General features: G+C 48.7%; 8 protein-coding genes and 1 pseudogene. 7 read left to right on the forward strand and 2 right to left on the reverse strand.

Features of this window, described 5'->3' with window-relative positions; all coding sequences use genetic code 11:
- From AC1DUA_RS15435 to AC1DUA_RS15450, 4 genes and pseudogenes are all read left to right on the forward strand, one after another.
- Positions 1 to 1,529, forward strand: a pseudogene (locus AC1DUA_RS15435) (hypothetical protein); the annotation flags it as partial.
- Between the two features lie 147 nt (positions 1,530 to 1,676).
- Positions 1,677 to 2,243 carry a sigma-70 family RNA polymerase sigma factor gene (locus tag AC1DUA_RS15440; protein ID WP_477500612.1) on the forward strand — a complete coding sequence of 189 codons (567 nt, stop codon included), beginning with the start codon at positions 1,677 to 1,679 and terminating at the stop codon, positions 2,241 to 2,243.
- A 4-nt stretch (positions 2,244 to 2,247) separates the two neighbouring features.
- A complete protein-coding gene (locus AC1DUA_RS15445) occupies positions 2,248 to 2,979 on the forward strand; it encodes an anti-sigma factor domain-containing protein (RefSeq protein ID WP_477500613.1) in 732 nt (243 codons plus the stop codon).
- A 443-nt stretch (positions 2,980 to 3,422) separates the two neighbouring features.
- On the forward strand, positions 3,423 to 3,749 hold the full coding sequence (locus AC1DUA_RS15450) for a YnfA family protein (protein ID WP_477500619.1): 327 nt from the start codon (positions 3,423 to 3,425) through the stop codon (positions 3,747 to 3,749).
- A gap of 16 nt (positions 3,750 to 3,765) precedes the next feature.
- Here the strand turns inward: AC1DUA_RS15450 and AC1DUA_RS15455 are convergent, their stop codons facing one another.
- A complete protein-coding gene (locus AC1DUA_RS15455) occupies positions 3,766 to 5,058 on the reverse strand; it encodes an arsenic transporter (RefSeq protein WP_477500614.1) in 1,293 nt (430 codons plus the stop codon).
- Between the two features lie 123 nt (positions 5,059 to 5,181).
- On the opposite strand from AC1DUA_RS15455, the gene AC1DUA_RS15460 reads away from it, so the two are divergent.
- From AC1DUA_RS15460 to AC1DUA_RS15470, 3 genes are all read left to right on the forward strand, one after another.
- A complete protein-coding gene (locus tag AC1DUA_RS15460) occupies positions 5,182 to 5,616 on the forward strand; it encodes a MarR family winged helix-turn-helix transcriptional regulator (RefSeq protein WP_477500615.1) in 435 nt (144 codons plus the stop codon).
- Between the two features lie 216 nt (positions 5,617 to 5,832).
- Positions 5,833 to 7,365, forward strand: a complete 1,533-nt coding sequence (locus AC1DUA_RS15465; RefSeq protein WP_477500616.1) for a molybdopterin-dependent oxidoreductase — start codon at positions 5,833 to 5,835, stop codon at positions 7,363 to 7,365.
- Entirely contained in the window at positions 7,269 to 9,599 is a 2,331-nt protein-coding gene (locus tag AC1DUA_RS15470) for a sulfite reductase subunit alpha (protein WP_477500617.1), read from the forward strand. The genes AC1DUA_RS15465 and AC1DUA_RS15470 overlap by 97 nt, the downstream gene beginning before the upstream one ends.
- Here AC1DUA_RS15470 and AC1DUA_RS15475 read toward each other — a convergent pair.
- Positions 9,596 to 10,552 carry a substrate-binding domain-containing protein gene (locus tag AC1DUA_RS15475; protein WP_477500618.1) on the reverse strand — a complete coding sequence of 319 codons (957 nt, stop codon included), beginning with the start codon at positions 10,550 to 10,552 and terminating at the stop codon, positions 9,596 to 9,598. The genes AC1DUA_RS15470 and AC1DUA_RS15475 overlap by 4 nt on opposite strands.
- Between the last annotated feature and the right edge of the window lie 71 nt (positions 10,553 to 10,623).

Consider the following 10,623-nt stretch of genomic DNA (forward strand, 5'->3'; position numbering starts at 1 on the left):
GCGGCTTGACCGCGGAATATTTGAATAAATCGACGACAAGACTGCAAGCGGCGGTTATGTCTCTGAGGTTAAAAGGCTTGGAGTCCGAGGCGCTTGCATTTAGTGGGACTGCGAACTTCAAGGATGCTAGTGGCGTTTCCAAGGAGAATCAAGCGATTCTTGGCTATTTGAAAGCGAATCCAGCTCTAGGTTGGCAGGGAACAGGCGTCGATACGTTCGAACCTATGGCTGGTATCACAGCACAGCAGTATTACAAAGTTTTGCTGGAGTCTCTTGGCTACGGGCAAGGCACTGATTTCCAGTACGATGATGTCATTGCTTTTGCAGCCAAAAATGGCTTGTCCAAGATTGCTAGCGTGAAATCATTCAAGAACCTACATATAGCGACCGCTACTCTCGAGGCGTTAAAAGCGCCAATCAAAGGATCGACCAAAACACTGGCGGTAGACCTAAGCGACAAGGGTAAAATTAGTGCGAGCAAGCTTAGTGTGCTCGAAACTCCGGCACTTAGCTTGAAGATGAGCGATGCTTTAGGCAGCTATTTAACAGATTCCAAGGGAATGACCTTATACTATTTTACCAAAGATGTAGCGGATGTTAATTCTTGCGTAGAGGCTTGTTTGACGAACTGGCCGATCGTAAGTGCCAACAATTTTACTGTTCCAACTGAGTTCAGTGCGGCAGACTTCGGGGTTTTCACACGTGCTGACGGCAAAGATCAACTCACTTACAAAGGGTGGCCGCTGTATTACTTCGCGAAAGATCAGAAAGCGGGCGACACGATTGGCGATAATGTAGGCAAGGTCTGGTTCGTTATTAAGCCATCGAATGGTGGAATCGCGCTAGGCACGAAGGTCGATCTTGGCAATTATTTGACCGATGCTAGCGGCATGGCAATGTATTACTATGATAAAGACACGAAAGGCGTAAGCAATTGTTCAGGCAAATGCCTGGAGAAATGGCCGCTTTTCTACTCGAATGCTATTTCTGCACCTACGGGTGTGAACTCGGCTGATTTCGGTACGTTGGTTCGCGCGGACGGTAGTCTGCAAACGACTTACAAAGGATTCCCGCTTTACTACTGGGTAGATGACAAGAAAATGGGCGATACAACAGGACAGGACGTTGGTCATGTCTGGTACGTGATTGATCCTGCGAAATTCAGTGGGACAACAGCTGTGAATACCTCAGTAAAAACAAGTAAATCCGATGCGCTGGGCACCTACTTAGTCGATCAAAATGGCATGGCCCTGTACTTGTTTACCAAAGATAAGGCTGACCCGAATTCCTGCGTAGGTCCTTGTTTGGTAAACTGGCCAATCTTCTACGACGAGAACCTGACGGTTTCTGCGGATCTTGCGGCAAGTGATTTCGGTGTTCTTACACGAGCTGACGGTAAAAAGCAAAGCACCTACAAAGGCTGGCCGCTTTACTACTGGGTGAAAGACCATCTCCCTGGTGAAACGACAGGTCAAAATGTAGGCAAGGTCTGGTTCGTTCTCGATCCGACCAAAACAGAAGCAAGATAACCACACAGCTTTCGAGATATCCCGCCCCGGCATGCTGGCAAGCTCAGCAATGCCGGGGTTTTCTTTTTCTATAAATCTATTGCCAAGACAACATGACGGAGATAAGGTAGTAGTATTAACTTTATTTCGACTCGGAGTGTGCCGAATATGCGAAATCGAACGGATGCGGAACTCATGAAGTTGGTCTTGAGTAAGCACCATCCTGCGCTCGAAGAACTTTATGATCGTTATGCGAAGCTTGTGTATTCCTTTGCGCTGAAGTCACTGAAGGAAGAACAGGCGGCGAGAGAAATTGTTCAGCTTGTTTTTACACGTCTCTGGACGACGGAGAAGGGCTATGACGCAAGCAAAGGCGGATATGTGAACTGGATTATTACCGTTACGCGAAATATAACAATTGATTATTTGAGGAAGAAACGTAGACTTGAGCAAGTGGTCCGTTTTGAACCTAGAGAATGGGAACATTCCCTTGTATCTGATGCGCCAGATCCCGAATCCGTGATCTCACGCAAGTGGATCGGGGAGCAAATTCACGAGGCGTATGTGCATCTGTCCGAGAGCCAGATCCAATTGATCGATATGATGTATTGGCAAGGTTATTCTTTAAGCGAGATTGCCACTCAAACGAATGAACCGGTAGGCACGATCAAAAGCCGCTTGCATCAATGTTTAAAAATACTTCGGAAGCATCTGACATCACTGAGGGAGGGATGACGTCATGAAAGAACATGAAACTGTCGATTGCAATGACTTGGTCAACTATTTGACTGGCGATTGCACAGAGTTAGAACGCGCAGCTTTCGAGCGGCATCTGCGAACTTGTGCCAGTTGCCGCGAAGAATTAAGGGACTTGCAGGATGTTTGGCAGGCGTTGCCTTTTGAAATGGAAGAAGTAGAGTTGCCGCCAGATTTGAAGCAGCAAGTCATGCAGTCCATTCTGCCACCACCAGCTAAGCTGAAGCCGATAACAAATAAGAAGAAACGTTCATTCAAGTGGATATACGGGTTGTCTGCCGCGATTATTTTAGGGCTGGCTGTCGGTATTTGGTGGAATAATCAACCGAAGAATTCAGCGCTTTCAGCGAATCCGGGCCTAAGTGAGCCTGCGGAAATCATGCATACTTTCCAATTAAAGTCTGTTGAAAGTACAATGCCAACAGCCTCAGGGACGGCATGGGTGCTTCAGAATGGGGATGTCCACAACGTGGTCATTAATTTGCAAGGTCTTCAGGAGACCAAAGGAGACACTGCGTACCAGGTTTGGTTTAATCGGAACGGAAAACGGTATAACTGCGGAACGCTCCGCGTTGATGAGAAAGGCACAGGCGTGCTGACTTACAGCATTCCAGTGAAGGGCAAGGACTTCCAAATCGACTCCTTCGGCGTTACGCTTGAACCCGATCCTAATGGGCTGCAGCCGCGCGGGAAGAAAGTTTTGGGCACTTCCTAAATGGATGGAAACGAACACGCTACCTGTGGAGTATGATCACAGTGCAGTGTGTTCGTTTTTTTGTGTATGTGTGCGGGGCCGGAGCAATGGGAACTACGGGGCGTTATTTCACGGGAAATAACCCTATGAGCCTGCTAAGAGGAACTGTGGTCTCTTATTTCGTCATTATAGGCGGGAATTGGGCAAATTCGCTGGAATAAGAGCCTGTAGTTCCCATCCTGATGAGGAATCGCCACTTTTCACCTTAATAGCGCACTATAGTTCCCTAAATGAGGATGGTCTCAACAATCCCAGCGCCGACTGTTGAACGTATTTCCCCGGCGAAAGCCCAAGTATGTAGAAGCCGGGAATTCCTTGACAAGACGAGGCAAATTACAGATGATGGCTATCATGATGCCAAGGTGAGCCTCGGCGGAATCTTTTCCAGTAAGGAGATTGATACTGTGTTGTTATCCATATTGATATTTATCGTTGCAGGACTTGCAGAAATAGGCGGAGGTTATCTGGTTTGGTTGTGGCTGCGGGAATCCAAGCCTATGTGGTACGGTATCGTGGGAAGCATCATCCTCATCGTATATGGAATAATCCCAACTTTGCAGAGCTTCCCCTCGTTCGGGCGGGTGTATGCCGCTTATGGCGGAGTATTCATCATCCTTGCCGTGTTATGGGGTTGGGTCATCGACAAAAAAACACCTGACCTTTACGACTGGACCGGAGCCGTTGTATGTGTCATAGGTGTTTCTATCATGCTATGGGCACCTCGAGGTTAGGGGGAGACTTAGGTCGTTACGCAATAATCTTCAACCACAAATATAGACCAAGTAAAGTGATGAGCAGAGTTGGGACTGTAAGGACGATGCCGATTCTAAAATAAGTGCCCCACGTGATCGTTACCCCTTTTTTCGAGAGAACATGGAGCCAAAGCAGTGTAGCCAGCGACCCGATCGGTGTCATTTTAGGTCCCAAATCAGAGCCAATCACGTTGGCATAAATGAGAGCTTCGCGAATCACACCTTCAGTCCCCGTGCCATGAATGGCCAATGCGCCAATCAATACGGTCGGCAAATTATTCATAATCGAAGAGAGGATGGCTGACAGGAACCCCATGCCTACAGAGGCGGCCAACAGACCATGCCCCGAGATGACTTCAATCAATTCTCCCAATGCATCGGTTAAGCCAGCGTTTTTTAAGCCATACACAACGACATACATACCTATTGAGAAAATAACGATAGCCCATGGAGCGTCTTTGACGATCTGCTTCGTTTGGATGGCTTCACTGCTGCGGGCGAGCAGTATGAATACGAGCGCAGCGATTCCTACTATGAAGGAAACAGGGATTTTGACGAAACCACTGGCCAAATAGGCCGCTAGCAGGACCCCTAGAATGACCCAGGACAGCCGGAAAAGTCGAAGATCTTTAATAGCGGCTGATGGATGCTTGAGATGAGTCCCGTCATAATTCGCAGGAATATCTTTTCTGAAATAGAGATAGAGCACTAGCAGGCTTGCGCCTAATGAAAAGAGGCTAGTGACGAACATGCGACTCGCATAAGTGGTAAAGTCAATATTGAAGAAATCGGCTGAAACGATATTCACCAAGTTACTGACAACGAATGGAATGGAAGTTGTATCCGCGATAAATCCGCTTGCCATGATGAAGGGGAGAATCATTTTATCCGGAAATTTCAAAGCCCGAACCATCGCCAGAACGATAGGCGTCAAGATGAGCGCAGCGCCGTCATTGGCGAAGAAAGCCGAAACCGCGGCTCCCAGCAGGATGACGTAGATGAACATGCGTTTGCCGTTGCCTTTGGCCATTCGCGCCATATGCAGGGCTGCCCATTCAAAGAACCCTATGTTATCTAGGATTAGGGAAATCAGAATAATGCCGACAAAAGCCAATGTCGCATTCCAAACGATCCCTGTTACTGTGGCGACATCCTGCAGGGAAACAACCTGCAAAAGCAGCGCCAATATAGCGCCTGCCGAAGCGGAGTATCCAATATTTAGCCCCCGTGGCTGCCAGATGACGAATGTAATTGTAAGTAAAAAAATAAAGACTGCCAAATAAATCATGTGTTCCCCCCGACTCGGATTTCTTCAACATTTTCATAGTTCCTCTACCATTTGTCAATGCTTAAATCAAAGATTTGATGAAGGGTGGCAAACCGTACCTTTCTATCGAAGTAGTGTGTTAAAATGATGTATCTTATTTTCGAGGTGCAGATTATGTCCAAAGAACGATTGCCCAAAGGGGTCTACGAGCAGCTAGCTTTATTTCGATATCAGATCCGGAAGTTTATTCATTTCAGTGAGTCAGCAGCAAGAGCRCATGGGCTCACCCCGCAAAATCATCAACTGATGCTGGCGATTATGGGATTCCCGGGACGAGATTACGCAACACCGAAGGAGCTTGCCGAACGTTTGCAAGTTACGCCGCACGCCTGTGTGGAATTGATTAACCGTTGTGAACAGCTTCAATTGGTGTACCGCGTGCCTAATCCGGATGACGGGCGGAGCATATTTATTCGATTGTCGGAGTCCGGCATGCGCATATTGGAAGACCTTTCAGAGATTCACATGAATGAATTGAAAAATATTGGGCTTTTGGAATTCCCTGAAGATGATAATTAATGTCATATAATATAACACTAGTTTTAGTTACGGAAATTAATTTCGGAAAAATAGGCATTTAAATGTTATGTAAATTAACATAATCACTTGATTTTTATCGCAGTACGATATATATTTTGTTATAAGTAAGGATATCTCGTTTGCGACCATGTCACTTTTCTTGCATTTTCACAAAATCAACTCGTGCACCCTGCACGTTAACGCTGGTGAACCAACATGACAACAAACAAAGTGAAAAGCGTCTGTCCCTATTGCGGTGTCGGCTGCGGAATTGTGCTTGAGGTATCTGGCAACCGTGTGCTCAAAGTGACAGGTGATAAAGAGCATCCAACCAATTTTGGCCGTCTGTGTACCAAAGGCAATACTTGTGCGCAAGCGATCGCAGAGTCTGGACGGATGGAATACGCATATAAACGTCTCGCGCGCAAGAAAGAGCCTGTCCAAACCGGGATGGCTGATGTCATCAAGGAGACAGCACAGCGGTTGCGGTCTATTGTTGACAAGTACGGCCCGGATGCTATGTCTTTCTATGTGTCAGGTCAAATGTCGCTGGAAGCCCAATACTTGGTTAATAAGCTGGCTAAAGGCTACATCCGAACGAATAATATTGAATCCAACTCCCGCTTATGCATGGCTAGCGCAGGCAGCGGCTACAAGTTGTCGCTGGGTGCGGATGGTCCGCCAGGATCGTATCAGGACATGGATCGCACGGATTTGTTTTTCGTTATTGGTGCTAATATGGCTGATTGCCATCCCATTCTTTTTCTTCGCATGATGGATCGGGTGAAGGCGGGAGCTAAGCTGATTGTGGTGGACCCTCGCCGTAACGCGACAGCAGACAAAGCGGGGCTTTATATGCAGATTAAGCCAGGGACTGATCTTGCGCTTCTGAATGGTCTCCTGCACCTGCTTGTTAAGAACGGCCACACGGATCCGGCTTTTATAGCGGAATTCACGTCAGGCTGGGAGAGTATGCCGGGATTCCTTGAAGACTACGCGCCAGATAAAGTTTCTGACCTAACTGGCATCCCTGAAGATGACATCCGCAAAGCGGCATTATGGATTGGCGAGTCGCCGGAATGGATAACGTGCTGGACGATGGGGCTGAACCAGAGTACCCACGGAACTTGGCATACCAACGCGATCTGCAACCTGCACTTGGCAACAGGTGCAATATGCCGCCCAGGGAGTGGACCCTTCTCCCTTACGGGTCAACCCAATGCCATGGGAGGCCGAGAGATGGGGTACATGGGACCTGGCTTGCCAGGGCAGCGATCCGTGCTGGCCCCAGCGGACAGGGATTTCATCGAAGACATGTGGGACGTCCCGAGAGGAACATTGAAGACCGAAGTAGGCACAGGCACGGTGTCGATGTTCGAAAGCATGAAAGCTGGAGATATCAAAGCGTGCTGGATTATTTGCACGAATCCGGTTGCCACGGTACCTAACCGCAAGAATGTAATTGCTGGCCTTGAAGCCGCCGAGCTCGTCATTGCGCAGGATGCCTTCTATGAGACAGAGACGAATCCATATGCGGACATCCTGCTTCCCGGCGCCTTATGGGCGGAGGCCGAGGGTGTAATGATCAACTCCGAGCGGAATTTAACGCTGATGGAGAAGGCAGTTGAGCCGCCAGGCGAAGCCATGGCAGATTGGCAGATCATCGCCAAGATTGCATGCGAGATGGGGTATTCGGGTGCATTCACTTACGCGTCCTCGGCGGAAGTGTATATCAATGGCATACCATGACGAAAACGGGGAAAATACCGACGCTGAATAAGCTGAACCCCGGTCCGTTCCTCGAAATTCACCCGGAGGATGCCGAGTCGCTTGGCGCCAAAGAAAGAGACAACATTGAAGTTCGCTCGCGTCGCGGACTTGCCATTCTGCCTGCGGTCATTACCGATCGCGTGAGGCCGGGGAACTGCTTCGCTCCTTTTCATTGGAATGATGTGTTCGGAGAGAAGTTGGCTATTAACGAGATAACAAGCGATGCGGTTGATGGCATTTCCTTTCAACCGGAGTTAAAGTATTGCGCTGTTTCATTAGTTAAACARAAGGAGGAAGTGAAGATGGCTACAATGGCACCTCTAGATGCGCTTGCAACGATGCTCGGCATTCAATCATCCCCCTCAATGACGCTGGATAGTCATGAGAAGATGTATCTTTCCGGATTTTTGACAAGTCTCAGAGCGGAAGACTCGCGCCAAGTGCCAGGTATTCCTGTTCTGCCTCCTACAGCCCCTTTGGAGGCATCCAAACGGTATTGGCTGGACGGCATGCTGGCTGGTATGTTTTCTCGCACTTACCTTCCTGAAACAATAGCGCTACCTGTGATAACACCGGAAATCAAGCAAGAAGTGAAAGCAGCTGCAGCAACGCAGTCTGACAAAGTGTCTGTGACGATATTGTGGGCTTCGCAAACAGGGAATGCCGAAGGTGTTGCTATCCAATGCGCACAGAAATTGCAAGAAGCTGGATACAACGTGCGTCTCATGAACATGAATGCCTATTCAATGGCTGATTTGAGCTCGGAACGTTATGTTTTCTTCCTGGTCAGCACGTTCGGTGCCGGTGATCCGCCAGATAACGGCGAAAGCTTCTGGAACGCGCTAAAAGGCGATGCGATGACACGCCTTCCGGAGCTGCATTACTCCGTTCTAGCCTTCGGGGACTCCAACTATGATCTGTTTTGCGGCTTTGGGCGCAATTTGGATGCGCGCTTGGAGCAGTTGGGAGCTAAGCGTCTTAACGGGCGCGTGGATTGTGATACGGATTACGAAGATCAGGCTGCAGCGTGGATGAAAACCGTTGTGACAAAACTGAGCGAACCGGTTACGGTGGTCACGGAAACCCCAATTACCTACGACCGCAATCATCCATTAACTACACGTGTTGTTAAGAGTCGGCTTTTGAATGGTGAGGGTTCCGAGAAAGAAACTCGTCATTATGTGTTTGATCTCACGGGCAGTCGCATGCCTTACGAGGCAGGAGATGCACTGGGTGTATGGCCAACCAATGATCCGAAGATTGTCGCTAATATTTTGGAAACCATTAAGTTAGATCCATCGACACAGGTAACTGTAAAAGACAAAGGTCAAATGACAGTAACCGAGGCGCTTCGCCGCCACTTCGAAATTGCCAGGGTTACTCCGGCCATCCTAGCGTTCATTCAGKAGCGAGCTAATAGCGAAACGCTAGGTAACTTGTTGACAAATAAAGCGGAATTAAAAAGTTGGCTTTGGGGACGTCAATTGGTTGACGTGTTACAAGCTTATCCGATGAGTAAGGCCGTCCCTGCGGAGGAGCTTCTGCAAGTGTTAAAACCGCTGCAGCCCCGCCTATATTCCATCTCCTCAAGTCCCAAAGCGAAACCTGATGAAGTTCACATTACCGTATCAACCGTTCGTTATGAAATGGATGGCAAACCGCGGACCGGCGTTTGTTCCGGTTTCTTGGCAGATCGCGTCCAAGACGAGGGGGAGGTTGGGCTCTTTATCCAAAAGTCCGCTCACTTCAGACCGCCAGCCAATCCGGGCGCCTCAATGATCATGATTGGGCCGGGCACAGGGATTGGGCCTTTCCGGGGTTTTCTTCAAGAGCGTCAGGCGACTGGGGCCACAGGGAAGAATTGGCTCATTTTCGGGGAACAACGTGCGGATTGTGATTTCTACTTCAAAGAGGAGCTGGAGTCCATGCAGCAAGAGGGAACGCTGCACCGGCTAGATACCGCCTTCTCCCGGGATCAGGAGGAGAAAATCTACGTCCAGCATCGCATGCAGGAGCATGGAGCAGAGCTGTGGGCATGGCTTAAGGATGGCGCTCACTTCTATATCTGCGGGGATGCCAGCTCGATGGCCAAAGAGGTCGATGCTATGCTGAAGCAAATTATTCAGCAGCATAGCGGCATGAACGCGAGTGAAACCGAGAGCTATGTGAAAGAAATGTCGCGTACCAAACGATATGCGAAAGATGTCTATTAAGTTTCAAATAGAACGCGCCCTGTCTGGGAGAGATTATATCCTTGAATGGGGCGTAGTTCGTTATGGAAAACCTCGGATTGYAGCACTTCTTTTACGCGCTCAATCCATGCCAGATTCTCTGGTTTCTTCAGCATAACAAGATCAACGCGCTCTTGAATGAGTGGAATGAAATCGACGCCACCGACCATGTGTGCCGCTTTCTCTATCCCCACACCGAAGTCTCCTTCCCCGAGTGCTACTTTCCCTGCGACGCCCATATGATTCGATTCCTCACGCTCATAACCGATCATATCCCGATAGGAAAAGCCGTGAAGACGGAGCTGTTCATCAAGCAAAACTCGAGCGCCGGAGCCCTTCTCACGGTTAATCAGCCGAAGGCCGTGCTGCTTGAGGTCAGCCCAGCCGTGAATTTTTTTTGGGTTTCCTTGCTGGACATAAAGACCTGCCGATCTTGAGACGAGATTGATGACAACATAAGAGGAGCCGATCAGTATTTTGCGTACATAAGGAATGTTGTATTCTCCCGTGTCGCCATCCAAGAGGTGTGTGCTTACGATATCCGTTTCCCCTCTGTACATGGCGATTAGGCTGTTCAAGCTTCCTACATAAGATCGCAGAGGCCATTTGTCAGGGATTTTTCTCTCGATATGTTTGGCCAAAATGTCCAAGCTGATGTCTTGTCCCGTGATGACAAGCGTATTTTTGGAGGCAGAAGATGTGCCTGACGATGTAGTTAGCGGCGATAATTCCGCAATGTCCGCTTTGTGGGTAGTGACCATGCCACCTTTGGAACGTGTTTTATAAGCCTCCAGGTCGGAGGCGTCTACACGCATTTGTTTACCTACCCGATAGGCGGGTAAATCCCCTTTTTTAATGAGATCATAGACCGTTAGTTTGGAGATTTTTAAAAGCTTGGCGATCTCTTCCGTGGTATAGGATATGTCGGCTGTCATGGTCACCCTCCGTGGCTCTCTGGTTATTCGTTATCCTCTATCATAAGCGGATATATGGAGCAAGACAATAT

This window comes from Paenibacillus sp. 01T422, assembly GCF_056398785.1.